Here is a 20,218-nt window from a genome sequence, read left to right as displayed (position 1 = left end):
CAGAATATTCTAAATATAATTGACAATGGTTCTTTCTTTGATAGGATTATAGAATATCATTGCTTTTCTAACGCATTAAAGGACTTATAAGAAAAGTAAGACAGTTAAAATAGAGGAGGTTGAAGTGAGTATGAAACGTGAATGGGATTTGTTGCATACCCCTGGTCCGACACCGATTCCGCCAAGTGTGGAACGTAGCATGAACCAGCCGATGATCGGACACCGTGGTGGGAAATGTAAAGAGCTGATGAATGATATCGCACCAAGACTGAAACCGGTATTCGGGACATCCGGAGAAGTCCTGGTCGTGACTGGAAGCGGAACGTCTGCGCTGGAATCAGCTGTTGTCAATACGACACAGCCCGGAGATGAAGTCATTGTGGTTGTTGCCGGCGCCTTTGGTGATCGTTTTGCACAGATTTGTGAAACCTACGAATTAAAAGTAACCCGTATTGATGTGCCTTGGGGAGAGGCTGTGGAAGTTTCGCAGGTAGAGGAATTTCTTCAGGCAAGCCCGGATACGAAAGCTGTATTCCTAACTCATTGTGAAACGTCTACCGGGGTAATGCATCCCGTTGAAGAGATAGCGGGACGTGTGAAGGAAATCAGTTCAGCGCTAGTTATCGTAGACGGTGTTTCTTCGATTGGAGGAGCGGGGATTGATATGGACCGCTCTGGAATCGATATCTTAGTTTCAGGATCACAGAAAGCGATGATGCTTCCTCCGGGGCTTTCCTTTGTTGCTGTTGGAGAACAAGTTTGGTCTGTCATTGAGAATAACCCACGCCCGCGGTTTTATTTAGATTTGAGAAAATATCGCGATCAGCTCCAAGGGGGACAGACACCCTTTACTCCGGCTCTTTCGTTATTATTTGGATTACAACAGGTCCTGCATTTGTTAGAAGAGGAACGTTTAGATCGTGTTTATGAACGCCACCAGACGATGAAAGAAATGACGAGGGACGCCTGTCGTGCATTACAGCTTCCGTTGCTTGTTTCGGATGAAGAGGCCTCTTCAACCGTCACCTCCATCCGGCCGGATACTTTTGAGGCTGAAGAACTTAGAAAAATTGCCAACGAGGAGTTTGGCCTCATCTTAGCTGGTGGACAGAAACATTTAAAAGGAGAGATTTTCAGAATCGGTCATATGGGGTACTGCCGTCCGTCCAATGTAATCCAATACATCGGAATTCTCGAAATTGTATTAGATCGATTAGGTCATGAGTTTGAAGCAGGAGCCGGTGTGGCTGCTGCACAATCAGCTTATTTGAAACGTACACGGGAGGGATAGAAATGCACAGAGTATTGATCAGTGATCCGTTAAGTGAAGATGGGATTAAGCCGCTGCTAGAAGCAGAAGATATAGAAACGGTGATGGATTCGACGATGTCTTATGAGCAGCTGCTAGAAGCGGTTGCTTCTGCAGAAGCGCTCATCGTGAGAAGTCAGACACAGGTGACGAGAGAAGTCATTGAACATGCCCCTCACCTGAAAATTATCGGACGTGCAGGTGTGGGTGTCGATAATATTGATATTGATGCTGCCACTGAGAATGGCGTCATCGTCGTAAACGCCCCTGATGGAAATACGATTTCCACAGCTGAGCATACCATGGCTATGCTCATGTCCCTGGCTCGAAATATTCCTCAAGCGTATCATCAGCTTCAACAGAAGCGCTGGGAAAGGAAGAAGTTTGTCGGTGTGGAATTGAAGGATAAAGTGCTTGGAATCGTCGGATTTGGACGAATCGGCCGGGAAGTGGCACAGCGAGCTAAGGGACACCGAATGAAAGTGATCGCTTTTGATCCTTTTTTGAATGAAGAAAAAGCGGAAAAGTCAGGGGTAACGAATGGTTCGCTTGATGAGGTACTGCAACAGGCGGACTTCCTTACCGTGCATACCCCCCTGATTGAAAAGACCAAGCATTTGATCAATGAGGAAACGATATCCGTGATGAAGACAGGTGCAAGAATCTTAAACTGCGCCAGAGGTGGAATCGTTGAGGAAAATGCCCTTTATGAAGCGATTCAATCAGGGAAAATTGCAGGAGCGGCTCTTGATGTATTTGAGGAAGAGCCGGCGACTGAGCATCCGCTTCTTTCTCTTCCGGAAGTCATTGCTACGCCACACCTTGGGGCAAGTACGGTAGAGGCCCAGGAGAATGTAGCAACAGATGTCAGTTATGATATCCGTGAATTATTGCGCGGGGGAACTGTGCGAAACCCTGTGAATCTTCCATCTGTTTCTAGTGAAATGATGGAAAGACTGGCCCCATACTTCAAGCTTTCTGAGCAGTTGGGTTCCTTTTTGTCAAAAGTGGTAGATGGTACATTGGAACGCGTGAATGTGTATTATAGTGGCGAATTGCTGGATGTCGATACAATCCCGCTTACGAGAGTTGCGATTAAGGGAATATTGAGTCATCATATCGGCGACCGCATAAATGATGTCAACGCATTTAAGACGGCTGCTGATAAAGGAATCACTATTAATGAACAGAAATCGACCCGGACGAAAGGTTTCACGAACTTAATTACAGTAGAAGTTGAAACAGACAAGGAAAAGCGAAGCCTTGCAGGGACATTGTTGAACGGTCTCGGGGCACGGATTGTCCAATTTGATCAATATTCTATCGATGTCGTACCAGAAGGACATCTTGTCGTTATTCGTCATACTGACCAGCCTGGAGCAATTGGACGTGTCGGAAGCTTGCTTGCTGAACATGAAATCAATATTGCTACCATGCAGGTTGGACGTACCAATGAAGGTGGAGAAGCTGTGATGGTTCTCACCGTTGATAAGCCGGTAGTAGGGGAATGTAACGAAAAGCTCGGTCAGGTGGAAGATATTAAGCAGGTACAGTGTTTAACAATATAGTTTTGATGAAAGGTAAACCCAAGGAGGTTTACCTTTCATATTCTCATCAAATGTTTCGAAAAAGGGAGGTTTAATAGAGAATGGGATTAAAAGGATAGAAGGAAAGAAAGCTCAACATCACTAGGATGCTGAGCTTTCTTTTGTTCATTATATTTTAATAGATTCATGGTGCTTTTCCTCGACAAGATAAGGATCACACAGATGGTTCCGCTTCCCATGGTTCTATGCATTTGAAAGAGGATACCTTGAATAGCTAAGCGTCCTTTTGTTTGGTCTTTTGCTGTTTCAGATGATTGTAGACCGAACCTTTTATCCAATTGGGTGAATCTCTTTCTGGCGTTTGGTGAATGTATAGACCTCTGTGTAGCCGACTGACTTGGCCAGATCAATGGCCTCTTCGTAGCGGTAGCCAATATGATCTGGTTTGTGGGCATCGGAACAGAGAACGATTCCAACTCCTTCGTCTTTGCACATTTGCAGGAGGATAGGGTCTGGATAAAGCTCGCCGACAGGTTTCCGTAATCCTGCGGTACTAATTTCTATACATGTATCGGTACTGGCGAGCGCCTTGGCCGCCCGTTTGTATTGTTCCTTGAGAAATTCTTCGTCATCCGGTTTATAACCGAATACTTTAATGACATCAATATGGCCGACAAAGTCAAACAATCCTGATTCGGCCAATGTCACTACACGATCAAAATATTGACGGTATACTTCTTTCAGGTCGCGTTTTTCATATTCATCTCGGTAAATGGCAAGGTCGATGCCCCATTCATCAATCCAGTGGACAGAGCCGATGACATAGTCAAACGGGTGTCTCGTTATGAAGGTGGCCATTTCTTCCTCTTTTCCTGGCATATAGTCCATTTCTATGCCCATTTTTATCGAGAGTCCTTCTTCTGCTGCTTGATCAAACAGTTTCTGATACGTTTCAAAATCGAGGGTCCGGCGGTTCTCGACCCACGGGTTTGAAAGTATGTCACGGGTTTCTTGGAAAAAATATGCATGTTCAGATATGCCTAATTCTTCAATTCCTTCGTCTTTCGCTTTTTTTATGTAAGTTCGTAGATAGTCGACATCAAGGTTTCCGGTTTCAGCCATATGAACATGATAATCTGTACGCATGTGCGGTCCTCCTCTATCGAATTTCATTCATCATATCAAACATTAAAAAAAATAACCAAGAGAAAACGGAGGGAAGATGTGAGGTGAGACGAGAAGTTGGAAGGGGGGATATGTTAAAATAGGGAGGTTAGAACAAGCACGAAAGAAATAGAGGTGCGTAATCGATTATGAATGATACGAAAAGGTTAACGGAAGGGGCTTTAATGACCGGCATATATCTGCTATTGTTATTGGTAATTATTTTTATGCCGGGAATCATCGGGTCGGTTTTATTACTAATCTTACCCGTTCCCTTCGTTTTCTATAGTTACCGTTATGGTTGGAAGCCTGGTGTGCTGATGTTTATTGGTGCATTGGTGTTTACTTTCATCTTTGCTACTGTTTTTTCTCTTCCTGTTACAATACTTGCTGGAGTCGGTGGTCTCTTTTTAGGCGGTTCAATGCATAAACAGAGATCTCCTTATGAAACACTTGCTATTGGAGCAGTTGGATTCAGTATTGGACTTTTGAGTATCTTCCTTTTGACACAGGTGTTATTCAATGTTCAATGGATGGAAGAATTGAATAATAGCATGGAACAAGGCTTTTCCATTTTTGAAAGCATGTTCTCAGGACTCATGGGCGGAGAAGAGATCCAACAGGAAATCGACGCTTTCCGAGAGTTAATTGCATTCATTCCGGACATTATCCCAAGCATATTAGCTATTGCCGGTGTGTTTATGGCGTTTATCAGTCAATGGCTCACGTACAAATTGATTAACCGGGTTGAAAATCAATCATTGAAATTCACAGATTTTAAGAACTTCAAACTGCCGACATCAATACTATGGTATTACTTTGTCGCGATGATTTTGAATTATGTCACGGTGGGTGGAGATGGGTTGCTCTATTTGGCAGCCGTTAATGTTTTCATCCTGACAGGAACGCTTTTAGTCTTGCAAGGGTTCTCTTTCGTTTTCTTTTATGCATGGAAGAAAAAATGGTCAAAAGTTATTCCGGTTCTCGTGGTTATATTTTCCATGATTCTTCCGCAAATAGTAATGTATCTTGTAAGAATTATAGGTATAATTGATATAGGGTTTCCAATGAGGGAACGTGTGGAAGAGAAGAAAGAATGATAGCTCGCAGAAGATGGTAGGAGCTGAATGCAATGCCGAATTTTTTTAAAAAGCCAACAATGAGCGGACACTTGTGGATCATTTATTTGATCTCGCTTATCCTGCTCAGTTTCATCTGGTATTATCAATGGACACTTGGATTGATGATGACGTTGTTTTTAGCGGCGTCTATTTTCTACAGCGTCCGTACAGAACAAAACATGATTAGTGAGACAGAAGAATATATTTCCACTCTTTCCTACAGGGTGAAGAAGGTCGGCGAAGAGGCCTTGTTGGAAATGCCCATAGGAATTGTCCTTTACAGTGAGAATTATATGGTCGAGTGGGCTAACCCCTATATGAATAAGTTTACAGAAGAGGATACCGTTGTCGGCGAATCCCTGAAACAACTGTCTGACCAATTAATCCCTGCTGTAAAAGATGAAGAAGACGAAGTATGGATTACGATCAAAGGGTACAAATTTCAAACGATTATCAAGAGAGATGAACGTCTGCTGTATTTATTTGACCGGACAAAGCAGACAGAGATTCATAACCGATATGAAAACGAACAGACCGTCCTCTCTATCATTTTTCTTGATAATTATGAAGAAATCACCCAGGGGATGGATGATACTGCCAAAAGCCATATCAACTCTCAAGTAACTTCCATTTTGAATAAATGGGCGGGCGATTATGGTATTTACTTGAAGCGGACGTCACAAGAACGGTTCATAGCCGTCATGAATCAAGAAATTCTTTATACTTTGGAAAAGGCGAAGTTTGAAATCCTTGATGATGTCAGGGAATTAATTACGGATCAAAATGTCCCGTTGACCTTAAGCTTCGGGATTGGTGTTGGCCCGGTCAGCCTTCCTGAACTGGGAGAGCTGGCCCAATCAAGCTTGGATCTCGCTCTCGGCCGGGGAGGAGATCAGGTGGCCATTAAGGACGATTCAGGGAAAGTCCGTTTTTATGGAGGCAAAACTAACCCAATGGAAAAAAGGACCCGGGTGCGTGCCCGTGTCATTTCCCACGCTATGAAAGAATTAGTCCAAGAAAGCGAAAGAGTTCTCATTATGGGGCACAAATCGCCGGACATGGATTCGGTCGGCGCCTCGATCGGGATTTTGAAAATTGCCCAGGCCAATGACAAGAAAGCAGCTATTGTGCTGGATCCAGATGATATTGATACGGGTGTACAGCGAATGGTTGAGGAAATTGAAAAAGACGAAGATCTATGGGACTATTTCATTCCGCCTGAAGATGCTATGGAAATGGTGACAAATGAAACGCTGCTCGTTGTCGTAGATACCCATAAACCATCGATGGTCATCGAGGAGAAACTCTTATCCAAGACCGAACATGTTGTGGTCATTGACCACCATAGACGGGCGGAGGAATTCATTTCAGATCCAACGCTTGTTTACATGGAGCCTTATGCATCCTCAACGGCGGAACTCGTAACAGAACTACTTGAATACCAACCGAAGAAACTGAAATTATCCATGCTCGAATCGACCGCTTTGTTAGCAGGGATTATCGTTGATACAAAAAGTTTCACCCTTAGAACGGGATCAAGGACATTTGATGCTGCTTCTTATTTACGATCCAAAGGTGCAGATACTGTACAAGTTCAGAAGTTTATGAAAGAAGACCTGGATGTCTATGTGCGCAGAAGTAAATTGATTGAACGTGCATCCATCTACCGTGATGGCATTGCTATTTCTGCCGGGGACCCTGGGGAAACTTATGGCCCAGTGATCATAGCCCAGGCAGCAGATACGTTGTTAACAATGAGCGGCATTGTTTCCTCCTTCGTCATCTCCGAACGGAGTGATGGAAGAATTGGAATCAGTGCCCGGTCTCTCGGGGATATCAACGTTCAAGTCATCATGGAGAAAATGAATGGGGGCGGACATCTAACCAATGCGGCCACCCAGTTAGAAGATACAACGATTGAAGATGCGCGAGCATTGTTGCAAGATATAATTGACGAGTATTTTGAAGGGGGAGACACAGAATGAAAGTGATTTTTAAAGCAGATGTAAAAGGAAAAGGTAAAAAAGGCGAAATCAAAGATGTGAACGATGGATATGCGCGAAATTACCTTTTGAAAAATAATCTGGCTGTAGAAGCGACCAAAGGGAATGTGCAGGCTCAAAAAGCGAAAGACGCTAAGCAGGCGCAAAGGGCACAAGAGGAAGTCGAAGAAGCCAAACGTCTGAAAGAGACCCTTTCCGATCTTGAAGTGAAGCTGACAGCGAAGTCAGGAGACAACGGACGTCTCTTTGGTTCCATTACGAGCAAGCAGATCGCTGAACAGTTGAAAAAGGGTCACGATATTAAAATTGATAAACGCAAGATCGAGCTGGATGACCCGATTCGAACGCTGGGCTATACAAACGTTCCTGTGAAACTTCACCCTGAGGTCACAGGTACCATAAAAGTTCACGTTCAAGAAAAGTAAGTCTCTAATGGTCAAGCGCCCCATCCATTTTTTGGAGCTAGGGCGCTTCTGTTTTGTGTACCTGGCCTGACCCCCCATTTTTTTGATAAGAAAAAGGGAGGGTGTATAGAATAATCGTAATGGACAAGTTCGATTATTTTGCGATTGGTGGGCCATCGCGCTTTGGATTCAGAGGAGGAACAACAGTGAGTGAAATGTGGAATGATCGTACCCCGCCCCATAATATAGAAGCGGAACAGGCGGTCCTTGGTGCGGTCTTTTTAGAACCTGAAGCGATGTCAACAGCAGCAGAATATCTCCTTCCGGAAGACTTCTACCGTGCGAGCCATCAGCGTATTTTTGAAGTGATGCTTACGCTGTCAGATAAGGGAGAGCCGATCGATCTCGTTACGGTTACGGCCGCGCTTTCCAATAATCAAGTATTAGAAGAAGTGGGAGGGGTTTCTTATTTAACCGATATTGCAAACTCCGTTCCGACGGCTGCTAATATATCGTATTACACAAGTATTGTAAGTGAGAAGTCGACATTGAGGAGTTTGATCCGGACTGCGACGAATATCGTTACGAGCGGGTATGCAGAGGAAGAGGATTTAGAGGATGTACTGAACTCTGCTGAAAAGGATATTCTCGAGGTTTCCCAAAGAAAGAATTCCAGTGCATTTAAAAGCATTAAAGACGTGTTAATTGACGTTTATGATAATATCGAACAATTGCACCATAATGATGGAAATACGACTGGGATCCCAACAGGGTACCGGGACCTTGATCATATCACCTCCGGTTTCCAGAGGAACGATCTGATCATTATCGCTGCTCGTCCGTCTATGGGGAAAACCGCCTTTGCCTTGAATATTGCTCAAAATGTCGCGGTTCATACAGATGAAAATGTCGCGATCTTCAGTTTGGAGATGGGAGCCGACCAGCTTGTTTCCCGTATGATTTGTGCAGAAGGGAACATTGACGCCCAGCGGCTCAGAACGGGCCAAATGGAAACAGAAGACTGGAACAAGCTGACAATGGCGATGGGGAGTCTCTCTAACGCTGGAATCTTTATTGACGATACACCGGGAATACGGGTCAGCGAAATCCGTTCTAAATGCCGCCGGCTCAAGCAAGAACATGGACTTGGTATGATTCTGATCGACTATCTGCAGTTGATTCAAGGGAATGCCAACTCCAAGGAAAACCGTCAGCAGGAAGTATCGGAAATTTCTCGTTCTTTAAAAGGGTTAGCTCGTGAATTAAATGTCCCGTTAATTGCTTTGTCTCAGCTATCCCGTGGTGTGGAATCGAGACAAGACAAGCGTCCGATGATGTCCGACTTACGTGAATCCGGATCGATTGAGCAGGATGCTGATATTGTAGGATTCCTCTATAGGGATGATTACTATGATCAGGAATCCGAGAACCAGAACATTATTGAAATTATTCTCGCTAAACAGCGTAATGGACCGGTGGGAACCGTTGAATTAGCCTTTGTGAAAGAATATAATAAGTTCGTCGATTTGGATCACCGGTACTCAGATGCTGATGTGCCGCCAGCCTAAATAATAAAGACGCCCGTGACTTTAAGTCCGGGCGTCTTTATTATAAGTTCGCTTCAATTGAAGCGATCTATGATACATCATCTCCCATCACGCCTCCAGAAAAGTCACGCTGGGAGATGGATGATCCTAAAGAGATAGAAAGTGATAAATGGCATGCGCAACGCCATCTTCATCATTGGTCTTCGATTGAAAGAGACAGGCATCTTTCACTTCTTTCTTTGCATTCCCCATGGCAGCACTGTAACCTGCTTCAGAGATCATCGATAAATCATTTAAACTATCCCCTATCACCGCTGTCCGGGATAGGGATAGATCAAGATGACTGGCCAAATGCTCCAACGCTTTTCCTTTCGAAGCCTGTCTGTGTTCAATTTCAAAGTTATGATCAGCCGAACTTACAAGAGTGAGAGCTGGGTAGGATTCGAAGGTCAGCCATCCTTTTTTCAATTTTTCATGGTGGAAGGAAAAAGCAAGGATGTTGTAAATATCCCGGCCTGACTCCATGATTGTTTTATATGAGTCGATCTGCAAAAATCCGGTTTGACTGAACTGCTTCTCCACGGCTTTCTTGAGTTCAGCAAGATTTGCCTCAGGGTTTGCACTTCGTATGCGATCAAGTTCAATCTGGAGAATCTCCCTTCCATTTTGGGGAGTAAAAATGGAATGATCATCAATCGCCTCATAATAGAAGCCTTCCTTTTCAAGCCATGATAAAGTGGTTTCCACATCTTCTTTATTGATAGGGGTTGATGTAAACAGGCTGCCATCTGGGCGGTGGATGGTCGCCCCATTTGCCCCAATGACCCATGTTTTAATGTCGAATTTTCGGAACAGGTGCCGTACATCAAACGTTGCCCTGCCTGTGGCGATTACCACTTCTACACCCTGGGCCTGTGCGGCCTGGATTGCTTCTATATTTTTAGCACTGATTTGATTTTTGGCATTTAGTAATGTCCCATCCAAGTCAATTCCGATTATGTCCATATTCCCGGTCCCTCCTCTTCAGTGACAATTAAATCAACGTTAGCCTCATTCAAACATTGGCGGAAATCCTCATCAGGAAGACGATCGGTAATGATAACATCTACATCATTAAGATCTGCAAAGGAGAAAAATTCGGTCACTCCGAATTTCGTATGATCAGCCAGTACGATGACTTGTTCGGCTTGTTTGATCATATTTCGTTTAACCATCCCATCTTCTTCATGGGCAATCGTTAATCCAGCTTCAGAAATTCCTACAACGCCGATAAACGCTCGGTCAACATGATATTTTTTCAATCTCTCAATGACTGAGGCTCCATAGAGGAATTGGTGTTCCTTTTGTAAATATCCCCCTAGAAGCTGAATGGACACGCTTTCAAGATTAGATAAAATCTCTGCTTGATGGATGGAATTCGTTATGACGGTAACCTCTAATGGAGGGATTTGATTGGCACATGCCTGGACGGTCGTTGATGTGTCCAAGATGATCTTATCACCTGCTCGTATAAAGGAAGCTGCTTTACTGCCAATCTGCTGTTTCTCGTAAGAGACGGTATTTAAACGGTTGGAGTAGTCCTGGATCGCTGTATGTGTTCTCGGTAAAATGGCACCTCCGCGTGTCCGGACAATCGCCTTCCGTTCTTCTAATTTTACTAAATCCCTTCTCGCTGTATCCCTTGATATATCAAACATTTCACACATTTGATCGATAGAAATCCGCCGTTTTTCTTTAAGGAACTGTATAACGCCTATGAGGCGCTCTTCCTGATACATGGAATTCTCCTTCCAAAATCTTTCTCTTGTAAGTGATTATAAGTAAGATCGTAATCAAAATCAATGATAAATAAGTAGTATTAAGTTAATTTTATTGGAAAGGCATGATTATCATGTATCTTTTAGTAAAGAATAGGATTATTAAAATCTTTAAATGAATATCCAACGATTTATTTTATCGGTGTATTCGGTCTTGTACGTATTAATGCTGCTTATAATCGAACGATATAATAATATTTATATTTATTGTTCGGTTTTAGCGTTGACTTTAGTTGTGCGAATTGATAAACTGACGGTAGATATGATATAAAACAAATTTTTGGCGGAGGTGCCTTATGTCTTCAGTAGTAGTAGTCGGAACCCAGTGGGGGGACGAAGGAAAAGGCAAGATCACTGATTTTCTTTCACAAAATGCCGAAGTTGTCGCTCGTTATCAGGGCGGAAATAATGCAGGTCACACAATTAAATTTGATGGAATAACATATAAGCTTCACTTAATTCCTTCAGGAATCTTTTTCGACGATAAAATTTGCGTACTTGGAAATGGAATGGTTATCGATCCGAAAGCATTACTTGAGGAGTTGGAATACTTGCACGACAAAGGTGTTTCCACAGATAATCTGCGTATTAGTAACCGTGCCCATGTCATTCTTCCTTACCATTTGAAACTGGATGCTTTACAGGAAGAAGACAAAGGAACGAACAAGATCGGCACGACGAAAAAAGGGATCGGTCCTGCGTATATGGACAAAGCTGCACGTACAGGGATCCGTATTGCCGATCTAATGGATAAGGAAAGCTTCCGCGAGAAGATTGAACAAAATCTTGCTGAAAAAAACCGTCTTTTTGAAAAGGTTTATGAGACGGAACCGTTTACCGTGGAAGGAATTCTTGACGAATATTATGAGTACGGTCAAAAAATTGCTGAATATGTATGCGATACGTCTGTGGTGTTAAATGATGGACTGGATGAAGGACGTCGTGTTCTTTTTGAAGGAGCCCAAGGGGTCATGCTCGATATCGACCAAGGGACTTATCCATTCGTAACCTCTTCCAACCCTATCGCAGGAGGAGTAACGATTGGCTCTGGAGTCGGTCCTTCTAAAATTAAACACGTTGTGGGCGTATCTAAAGCCTACACAACTCGTGTTGGGGATGGACCATTTCCGACAGAACTTGAAAATGAAGTGGGCGATCAAATTCGTGAGGTCGGCCGTGAATATGGTACAACGACCGGGCGTCCGCGCCGCGTTGGCTGGTTTGATAGTGTCGTCGTTCGTCATGCACGCCGCGTGAGTGGGATTACGGATCTTTCCCTAAATTCAATCGACGTGCTTACAGGAATTGAAACATTGAAAATTTGTACAGCCTACAAATATAAAGGGGAAATTATAGAGCAATTCCCTGCCAGCTTGAAAGAGCTAGCTGAATGCGAACCTGTCTATGAAGAAATGCCGGGTTGGACAGAAGACATCACGGGAGCTAAAACGCTCAGCGATCTTCCAAAGAACGCTCGCCATTATATTGAGCGTGTGTCCCAGCTTACAGGAATTCCGCTTTCCATATTCTCTGTGGGACCTGACCGTTCACAAACGAATGTCGTCCGCAGTGTCTATAGTGAATAATTTTGAATGCAAGCCTGGCTGAAAAGCCGGGCTTTTTTACTTATCAAAAGGAAATAGATTATAGGATAAACGTGCACCTATCCGACTATGATAGAAAAAAGGGAGTGTTTCACGTGAAACGACTGTGTGTTTTTGCCGGGTCAAGTGCTGGAAATGATCCGCTATTCATTGAACGTACCAAAGCGTTAGGGGAAATGTTGGGAAAGAAGGATATTGAGCTTGTCTATGGTGGCGCAAAGAGTGGGTTGATGGGTGTAATCGCCGACCAAGTTTTAGAGTCAGGGGGGAAGGTGACAGGAATTATGCCGTCACGTCTTTTTGAAAAAGAGATCGTCCACCAGGGAATTACTGAAATGATAGAAGTGAAATCGATGCATGAACGTAAAGCGAAAATGAGTGAGCTATCCGATGGATTCATTGCTCTCCCAGGAGGATTCGGCACTTTTGAAGAGCTTTTCGAAACGGTAAGCTGGGCCCAAATAGGGATCCATACCAAACCGTTAGGCCTCTACAATATTGCTGAATATTACACCCCGCTTGTGCAACTGATAGAGCACGCGATAAAGGCTGGCTTCGCTCCTAAGGATAATCGTCGTCTTTTTATTGATAAAGATGACCCTGCAGCCTTATTGAAGGAAATGGAAAGCAGAACATAAAATAAGACGTGCCAGCCTTTGGCACGTCTTATTACACTTGAATCGTAGTAAAGAAAATAAGTCCAAAATAACGGTAGGTCAACTTAATCCTATCAATGGAGGAGTCCTCTGTAATGCTCAACCCGTAAATCGTATTCGGTGCAGAATTAACCGAAGAGGCCATTGCTTTGCTTGAAAGTGGTGAGGTATTTGGGGCGAGAGAAATAGTATCATAATCTTGTACCGCGTACGCCTCTTCGACAAGGGCGTATGTATCTGTAATCATAAGGCCTTTGTCAGAATCACTGACTTGCATCTTCACATTTGTCGGCGATTGGTTGTTATTAATGGAGATATCCGTGATGTGGATGTTTCCAAGTAAACTCTTATTTCCAAGGGCTACAATGACAGTTTGTTGATCTTCAGTGGTGCCGATTGATCCGTGAGTAAGGGGCGGATTTAACTTAAGAAAGCCAATGAATGAGACAAATAATAGAATAACGACGAAAGTCATATAGCGGAAGAACCTCTGCAAAAAACACTCCCTCCTTTCTTATTTTGTTGTCTGAGAAATGACAGCCCTTATGGGAAGAGTCATTCCCCAGTTATCACCGCCTACCCCCTTGCGTTGTGTTCTTCACCTTTTAGAAGGACATATCAAGCCTGCTTTTCCTAGGGAGATGTACAAGGAAGTGTAGAAATCTATCATTCTATGAAGATTTCTATTGCTAACATCCAAGGGGTATGGTACGATAGATATCGTTGCGATAAAGAAAAGCGCAGTTGGTCCGGTAGTTCAGTTGGTTAGAATGCCTGCCTGTCACGCAGGAGGTCGCGGGTTCGAGTCCCGTCCGGACCGCCACTTTTATTATACCACTTGAAGTGGTCGAATACACACGTAACCTGCTGCTCTCGTTAGGTAATAACGTCGAATGGTTGAAGACAAAAAACGAGCACAGAACATTTTTTAATGGACATCGAAACCAGTTAATAAGCAGCGAGAATTAAACATCAATTAAATATTATTATGGCTCGGTAGCTCAGTCGGTAGAGCAACGGACTGAAAATCCGTGTGTCGGCGGTTCGATTCCGTCCCGAGCCACTCCTTCAAAACTTACGGTTTATATACCGTGAGTTTTTTTATGTCTAGAAAGTCTAAAAAACGTATATCCAAAGAGCTTGATGGTCTACCTTTCCTCTACGAATACCAAGTGCTCCTTCTTGACCTCCCCTTTCTCACACGCCAACAGACCCTGTCTATTTTTTAGGCTAATCTCCTCTCTTCGTAGAGGTTCTAATTTGGTTTTTGTTTTCTATATTTAACATTAATAAGAAAAAGTTGAATGAATATGAAAAAAAGCTTATCATTTCGTAATTTTGGTAAGAATTTTATATATTTTTTACATCTTAAGAAAACTATTTTTTATAAACTTTTAATATGATAGATTAATTGAGAGGAAGGATAGCAACGAATTAGACGGTTGCATCAGGAGGAACAGCAATAATGTGGAAAAAAATAATGATTTCAGTGGTAGCCATCGTTAGTGTAGGGGTAGGTACGGTCTACGCCGAGAGTTCACTCCCGACGGTCTATCACGTTTATATAGAAGGTGACCATGCAGGTACCGTAGAAAATAAAGAAACCGTCCAGTCGTATTTGCAAGAACGTATGCTAAAAGCGGAACACAAGTATAAAGATTGGGACCTTTCTTTTAATGAAGAGATTTCATTTGAAAAACAAAAAGTTTTGTCCGTGAAGGACGAAACAGATGAGGTTTTGCAATCGTTAGATAATGACCTGACTCTGGCTGTTGATGTGGTTAGGGTTCATGTGAATGGGGAGCCGGTCGCCAATCTCCCGAACGAGGAGCAAGCGGGCGAAGTGATTGATTCACTTAAGAAAGAATATGTGGAAGAAGAAGCTTTAGAAAAAGTGGAACACGACCAAGTGGAACCTCCGGAAGTAGGCGAAACAGAAGTCATGGATGTTCAATTATCAGGGACCGTCAAGATGGAAGAAGATCAAGTGACTCCATCACAGGTAAATACCGTGGATGAAGCAGTTTCCAGAATCGAAGAAGGACGTACTTTTCAATCAGCTCCTTCCAGTATTCAACCGTTAAATGCTAAACTGACAGATACTAAGGGACCTTTATTGGATATAATCGTGACCAAAAAGGAACGGCTGGAAGAAACGATTGGACATAAAGTCGAAATCAAAAAGACAGATGAGCTTTACAAAGGTGAATCAAAGGTTAAACAATCGGGTGAAGATGGAAAGAAAGAATTTTTGATAGAGAGAATGTACCGCAACGGTAAGGAAGTAAAAGAAGAAACACTTGAAGAAGAACGTACGAAAGAACCTGTCAAAAAGATTATTTTGAAAGGGACAAAGCAAGCCCCTTCTAAAGGCACGGGGAACTTTTCTTGGCCCGCTGTTGGAGGGGAAATTACTAGTAAACAAGGAAAACGCTGGGGTCGTATGCATAAAGGCATCGATATTTCAGGGGTTTCTGATAAAACGATTAAAGCAGCTGATAATGGCAAAGTCGTTGAAGCTGGCTTCCGTAAGAGTTTTGGAAATAAAGTGGTCATTGACCATGGAAATGGTTATGAAACCATATACGCTCACCTTTCTTCGATTAGTGTGAAGGAGGGCCAAACAGTTAAACAAGGTGGAAAGTTAGGAGTTATGGGGTCAACCGGCCGTTCAACAGGGGTTCATCTTCATTTTGAAATTCATAAAGACGGTTCTTTGAAAAATCCTCTTTCCTACGTTTCTCCTTAATTAGTCCGCTATGATGAAAGTCATAGCGGTTTTTTGATGATCTGTGAAATTTTAATAGAATCAGTATCTCCTTTGGCCATGAACAATCTGGTTTTCCTGAAACTGCCATTCCCGCTATTTAAGCATGCTTTATGTTTCGTTACATTCACACATAAGCATGGCATGGGAGGGTGTAGGGAATTCAACTATTGGCAGGAAGGCCAATAGTTGAATTCCCCCCAGTTCTACAACTAATCGTAAGGTTTTATAAATTATAATAGACAAAGATAAGACTATAGGCGAAACGACTGATTTCCAAAAGAGGTTTAGGGTGAAATAAGACATTTACCATTAAATAAGTTAAAATGAGGGAAAGAATAGAAGTTGAGGAAAGGAATGTGACGGAATATGGCACAGAAAATTTTAGTGGTTGATGATGAGAAACCCATTGCGGATATATTAAAATTTAATTTAGAAAAAGAAGGATATGAAGTTGTGTGTGCTTATGATGGTGATGAAGCTATAGCGAAGGCAGATGAGGAAAATCCAGAATTGATTCTGCTTGATATCATGCTTCCAAATAAAGACGGAAATGAAGTCTGCCGTGAAGTAAGGAAGCGTCATAATATGCCGATTATTATGCTGACAGCAAAAGATGCGGAAATCGATAAAGTGCTCGGTTTGGAAATGGGAGCAGATGACTATGTGACAAAACCATTCAGTAACCGTGAACTCATTGCGCGAGTGAAAGCGAATTTGCGTCGTCAGCAACAGGAGCCTGAAGATAAAGCTCAACAAACCAAGGATATTGAAATCGGTCGTTTGGCTATCCATCCGGACGCTTACACAGTGACACGTGATGGCAATTATATAGAGCTGACTCATCGTGAGTTTGAACTTCTCCATTATCTTGCCCGCCATATTGGACAAGTTATGACACGTGAACACTTATTGGAAACCGTATGGGGTTACGATTATTACGGAGATGTCCGTACAGTTGATGTAACGGTCCGTCGTCTCCGTGAAAAAATTGAAGAGAACCCTAGTAATCCAATGTGGATTGTGACCCGTCGTGGTGTCGGTTACTACTTAAGAAACCCAGAACAGGACTAAGGCCTTTATGAAAGAAGTGGGCTTCTTTCAGTCGGTAAGGCTTAAACTGATTCTTGTCTATATTTTATTATTGTTATTAGGCATTCAAGTTATTGGTGTCTATTTTGTGGATCGGCTGGAAGAGGAGCTGGAGAGCAATTTTACCAGTTCCATTGAAGGCCAGCTAAGCTCTTTGACCTACAGTTTGCAAAATGCGTTCAATACAGAAAGGGGGGAGGATTCCCCCCCTTTGAGCTCTGACCTGCAAGGACTTTTGAATGATTTCAGTGATGATAACCGAGATATCGGAAAACTGATGGTGGTAGATAACAATCAGACGGTTGTTGCCGCTACAACGACGAGTGACCAATCCCCTATAGGGAAGAAAGTGACGGACACGAAGATTACTAAAGTGTTCTTGTTTGGGGATGCGACAGAACCGGAGCCCAGACGTGAAGAGGGCACCAATTACCGCCTCTTCCGTGGAACGAACCCCATTACAGATGAATCCGGGGAAGAGATTGTCGGGGCTCTTTATTATGAAGTCTATATGACTGACATCTATGAACAATTAGGGGAAATCACCAGTATTTTTGCCAAAGGGACGGTCTTAGCCATCTCTGTAACCGCTTTGCTCGGGATTTTAGTGGCGAGGACGATTACGAAACCGTTGACACAAATGAAAAGACAAGCTCAGATTATGGCGACCGGTGACTTTTCTCAGAAGGTGGATGTAAAAGGTAATGACGAAATCGGACAACTCGGTCATACGTTCAATGATTTAAATGATAAATTGAAGCTCGCCACCGCGACCACCGAAGGGGAGAGGCGAAAACTGAGCTCTGTCCTTTCGAATATGTCAGACGGCGTTATTGCCACCGATCGTTTAGGAGCGATCACATTGATGAATGCCCCCGCGTCTAAACTGATTGGTCAAACCTTTGAAGAAGTCCAGGGGCAGTCGCTCGTGGATGTGTTGGATTTAAACGATCAGATTGAGGAGATTTCAGAGGTCGAAGAAACAAGTTCTATGATCATTGATTTGAGTAGTGAGGATTCTCACCTTTTATTGAAAGCTAATTTTTCTGTTGTGGAAGATGAAAATCATAAACAAGATGGCTATATTACAGTAATTAGTGATGTAACAGAGCAGCAAAGAGTGGAAAAAGAAAGAAGAGAATTTGTCTCAAACGTCTCTCACGAACTACGCACACCTTTGACGACGATGAGAAGTTATATCGAAGCGTTAAATGATGGGGCCTGGCAGGATCCGGATATCGCCCCGCGTTTTCTTGATGTAACTCAAAACGAGACCGATCGTATGATCCGTCTGGTTAATGATCTTCTCCAGTTAACGAAAATGGATCATAAAGAAACGAGCTTGATAAAAGAACGAGTGGAATTTGTAGGCTTTTTCAATCAGGTGATCGATCGTTTTTCAATGAATAAGGATGAAAAGGTGGACTTTGTCCGTCATCTACCAAATAAGAACATGTATGTCTGGATGGATAAGGATAAAATCACTCAAGTGCTGGATAATGTCATCTCTAATGCCATAAAGTATTCTCCTGAAGGAGGAAGTATCCGTTTTGATGCTCATTCTACGAAGAAACAGTTGCGTGTAAGCATCACGGATGAAGGAATTGGCATGCCTCCTGACACTGTAGAGAAAATTTTTGATCGGTTCTATCGGGTCGACAAATCCCGTGCGAGAGAAATGGGAGGTACCGGCCTCGGTTTGGCTATTGCCCGGGAAATGATCGAAGCTCATCATGGGAAAATATGGGCGGAGAGTCGTGAAGGTAAGGGCACGACTGTATACTTTACTTTACCGCTCATGAGTCAGAAGCGGAGGGGACAGTCATGAAAAAAGAAACAATGAAATCTGTCATCCTGGTTATTCTTATCGCCTTCAGCTTAGTCTTGACGGTTGCCTTATGGACCTATCAGCCTGTAAATGAAACGTTGGAGGAAGACGTGTTCATTGATGATACGAAATTAGAAGAGACCGGAGCTGAGAGAGAGGTTGCCAACCTCGTTCTTCCAGATAGGATCATTTTCCATGAACAGGGCTCGTTTTATTCATTCCGAGATAACGTTGATAAAAAAGCCTTTTATGACCAAATGCAAAATTGGAACCTGACTACTCTTGATGTTAACCCTGGAAGGATAGATTTGGATAACCATAGCCGGGTGGTAGAAATCCACTTTCCGGCAAAATTATCGATTCACGTTATTAAAGATTTATTTCAACTAAATGATGAGGGGCAATTGGAAGAGGTTCAGGCGAACTTTGACCGTGTTTTCCTTCTCCACCATCCAGAAGGTTCTGCCCCTACATCCTATGATTTATGGTTCGTGGACAGTGATGCATCCGGAAGTGATGCTACCCTCCAAGCTACGATCAGTTCGACGGCGGGAGAAGATGCGCTTCAAGTATTAGAAAATAAAGATAAATTGACTGAGATGATTAGATTTGCAGATGTACGGCCAGGTGAGCAGGAGGATGAGACCGGGGCTTCAAATATTTATGTACCTAGCGGCCCTGTCGAAATTTCTGAATATGTGCTTCAAACCGGAACAGTGCCGGGGAAACCTATTCAGAATGATCTTTTTCCACCGAACACACGCGTATCCAGGTCTACGAACAATAATGGGGATAATATATTAAAAACCTTCCGCAGACGATTAACGCAAAATGAAAAGCGGATGGAATATGAATGGATGGTACCGAACTCGGCTAATCAGAACAACTGGAGTGAGTACGAACTATTTGTGAAAAGTATGGAAGATATTAATAGCCACTTAGGATGGACGGACGATTACCGTCTTAATTCTGTACAAAGCGGACGGGATGAAGTTCAATACCGCATGTACTTCAATGAAAGACCTGTCATGGAAAATTCGGATTCGTATATGCTGGCTACCATTCTTTTAAGTTACCAGCAGGGGCAGATTCAGGAGTATAAGCGTCCACTTGTGCACTTCAGCAGTATCAATGAAAGCAAAGCGATTCTTCAATCAGGGGAAGAAGTTCTACAGGACATAAAGGAAAAGGAAGATATCAATTATACCGATATTAGAGATATAAAAGTGATGTATTCATTAGAAGAACAAAGAAATGATGTCGTCTACAGTCTGATTCCTGAATGGTATGTGCTTACAAATAGCGGTTGGTCAAAGGTTTATCCCGATGACAGATCTCAAAATGCAGAGATTTCATAGA

At 43.0% G+C, this 20,218-nt stretch carries 16 protein-coding genes and 2 tRNA genes; 14 read left to right on the top strand and 4 right to left on the bottom strand.

Features of this window, described 5'->3' with window-relative positions; all coding sequences use genetic code 11:
• Positions 1–130: 130 nt before the first annotated feature.
• Complete coding sequence (locus BLW54_RS04610; RefSeq protein ID WP_035507308.1) at positions 131–1,291, top strand: pyridoxal-phosphate-dependent aminotransferase family protein; 1,161 nt, start codon at positions 131–133, stop codon at positions 1,289–1,291.
• Positions 1,292–1,293: 2 nt separating this feature from the next.
• Entirely contained in the window at positions 1,294–2,877 is a 1,584-nt protein-coding gene (gene serA, locus BLW54_RS04605) for a phosphoglycerate dehydrogenase (protein WP_035507306.1), read from the top strand.
• Positions 2,878–3,186: 309 nt separating this feature from the next.
• Here the strand turns inward: serA and BLW54_RS04595 are convergent, their stop codons facing one another.
• Positions 3,187–4,002 carry a histidinol-phosphatase HisJ family protein gene (locus BLW54_RS04595; protein ID WP_035507303.1) on the bottom strand — a complete coding sequence of 272 codons (816 nt, stop codon included), beginning with the start codon at positions 4,000–4,002 and terminating at the stop codon, positions 3,187–3,189.
• 167 nt (positions 4,003–4,169) lie between these two features.
• On the opposite strand from BLW54_RS04595, the gene BLW54_RS04590 reads away from it, so the two are divergent.
• The 4 genes from BLW54_RS04590 (at position 4,170) to dnaB (ending at position 9,116) form a co-directional block, all read left to right on the top strand.
• Positions 4,170–5,120: a YybS family protein gene (locus BLW54_RS04590; protein ID WP_035507301.1), complete on the top strand. Its 951-nt coding sequence runs from the start codon at positions 4,170–4,172 to the stop codon at positions 5,118–5,120.
• Between the two features lie 32 nt (positions 5,121–5,152).
• Positions 5,153–7,126: a DHH family phosphoesterase gene (locus BLW54_RS04585; RefSeq protein WP_035507300.1), complete on the top strand. Its 1,974-nt coding sequence runs from the start codon at positions 5,153–5,155 to the stop codon at positions 7,124–7,126.
• Positions 7,123–7,569 carry a 50S ribosomal protein L9 gene (gene rplI / locus BLW54_RS04580; RefSeq protein WP_035507298.1) on the top strand — a complete coding sequence of 149 codons (447 nt, stop codon included), beginning with the start codon at positions 7,123–7,125 and terminating at the stop codon, positions 7,567–7,569. Before BLW54_RS04585 ends, rplI begins: the two co-directional genes overlap by 4 nt.
• 185 nt (positions 7,570–7,754) lie before the next feature.
• Positions 7,755–9,116, top strand: coding sequence for a replicative DNA helicase (gene dnaB, locus BLW54_RS04575; protein WP_035507296.1), 1,362 nt, complete (start codon positions 7,755–7,757; stop codon positions 9,114–9,116).
• Positions 9,117–9,242: 126 nt separating this feature from the next.
• Here the strand turns inward: dnaB and BLW54_RS04570 are convergent, their stop codons facing one another.
• Both BLW54_RS04570 and BLW54_RS04565 read right to left on the bottom strand, forming a co-directional pair.
• Complete coding sequence (locus BLW54_RS04570) at positions 9,243–10,100, bottom strand: Cof-type HAD-IIB family hydrolase (RefSeq protein ID WP_074733338.1); 858 nt, start codon at positions 10,098–10,100, stop codon at positions 9,243–9,245.
• Positions 10,091–10,873, bottom strand: coding sequence for a DeoR/GlpR family DNA-binding transcription regulator (locus tag BLW54_RS04565; protein ID WP_035507292.1), 783 nt, complete (start codon positions 10,871–10,873; stop codon positions 10,091–10,093). The genes BLW54_RS04570 and BLW54_RS04565 overlap by 10 nt, the downstream gene beginning before the upstream one ends.
• Positions 10,874–11,208: 335 nt before the next feature.
• Here BLW54_RS04565 and BLW54_RS04560 point away from each other — a divergent pair, with 335 nt between their 5' ends.
• Together BLW54_RS04560 and BLW54_RS04555 are read left to right on the top strand one after the other, a co-directional pair.
• Positions 11,209–12,498: an adenylosuccinate synthase gene (locus tag BLW54_RS04560; RefSeq protein WP_035507290.1), complete on the top strand. Its 1,290-nt coding sequence runs from the start codon at positions 11,209–11,211 to the stop codon at positions 12,496–12,498.
• 113 nt (positions 12,499–12,611) lie between these two features.
• The gene (locus BLW54_RS04555) at positions 12,612–13,154 is read left to right on the top strand and encodes an LOG family protein (RefSeq protein WP_035507287.1); all 543 of its coding nucleotides are present in this window, start codon (positions 12,612–12,614) and stop codon (positions 13,152–13,154) included.
• Between the two features lie 31 nt (positions 13,155–13,185).
• Here the strand turns inward: BLW54_RS04555 and BLW54_RS04550 are convergent, their stop codons facing one another.
• The gene (locus BLW54_RS04550) at positions 13,186–13,668 is read right to left on the bottom strand and encodes a hypothetical protein (protein ID WP_035507285.1); all 483 of its coding nucleotides are present in this window, start codon (positions 13,666–13,668) and stop codon (positions 13,186–13,188) included.
• A 250-nt stretch (positions 13,669–13,918) separates the two neighbouring features.
• On the opposite strand from BLW54_RS04550, the gene BLW54_RS04545 reads away from it, so the two are divergent.
• From BLW54_RS04545 to BLW54_RS04520, 6 genes are all read left to right on the top strand, one after another.
• Positions 13,919–13,995: transfer RNA gene (locus BLW54_RS04545), tRNA-Asp, on the top strand.
• A gap of 167 nt (positions 13,996–14,162) precedes the next feature.
• Positions 14,163–14,235 (top strand) — tRNA-Phe (locus BLW54_RS04540).
• A 402-nt stretch (positions 14,236–14,637) separates the two neighbouring features.
• Positions 14,638–15,921, top strand: coding sequence for a peptidoglycan DD-metalloendopeptidase family protein (locus BLW54_RS04535; protein ID WP_074733337.1), 1,284 nt, complete (start codon positions 14,638–14,640; stop codon positions 15,919–15,921).
• A 387-nt stretch (positions 15,922–16,308) separates the two neighbouring features.
• Positions 16,309–17,013: a response regulator YycF gene (gene yycF, locus BLW54_RS04530; RefSeq protein ID WP_035507281.1), complete on the top strand. Its 705-nt coding sequence runs from the start codon at positions 16,309–16,311 to the stop codon at positions 17,011–17,013.
• 7 nt (positions 17,014–17,020) lie between these two features.
• Positions 17,021–18,859 carry a cell wall metabolism sensor histidine kinase WalK gene (walK, locus tag BLW54_RS04525; RefSeq protein ID WP_074733336.1) on the top strand — a complete coding sequence of 613 codons (1,839 nt, stop codon included), beginning with the start codon at positions 17,021–17,023 and terminating at the stop codon, positions 18,857–18,859.
• Positions 18,856–20,217 carry a YycH family regulatory protein gene (locus BLW54_RS04520; RefSeq protein ID WP_035507276.1) on the top strand — a complete coding sequence of 454 codons (1,362 nt, stop codon included), beginning with the start codon at positions 18,856–18,858 and terminating at the stop codon, positions 20,215–20,217. The genes walK and BLW54_RS04520 overlap by 4 nt, the downstream gene beginning before the upstream one ends.
• The last annotated feature ends 1 nt before the right edge of the window (position 20,218 follow it).

It is taken from the genome of Halobacillus karajensis (assembly GCF_900108515.1).
Classification (GTDB): domain Bacteria; phylum Bacillota; class Bacilli; order Bacillales; family Halobacillaceae; genus Halobacillus; species Halobacillus karajensis.
The sequence above is the reverse complement of the archived record's forward strand: the minus strand, read 5'-3'. Positions and strand labels throughout refer to the sequence as shown.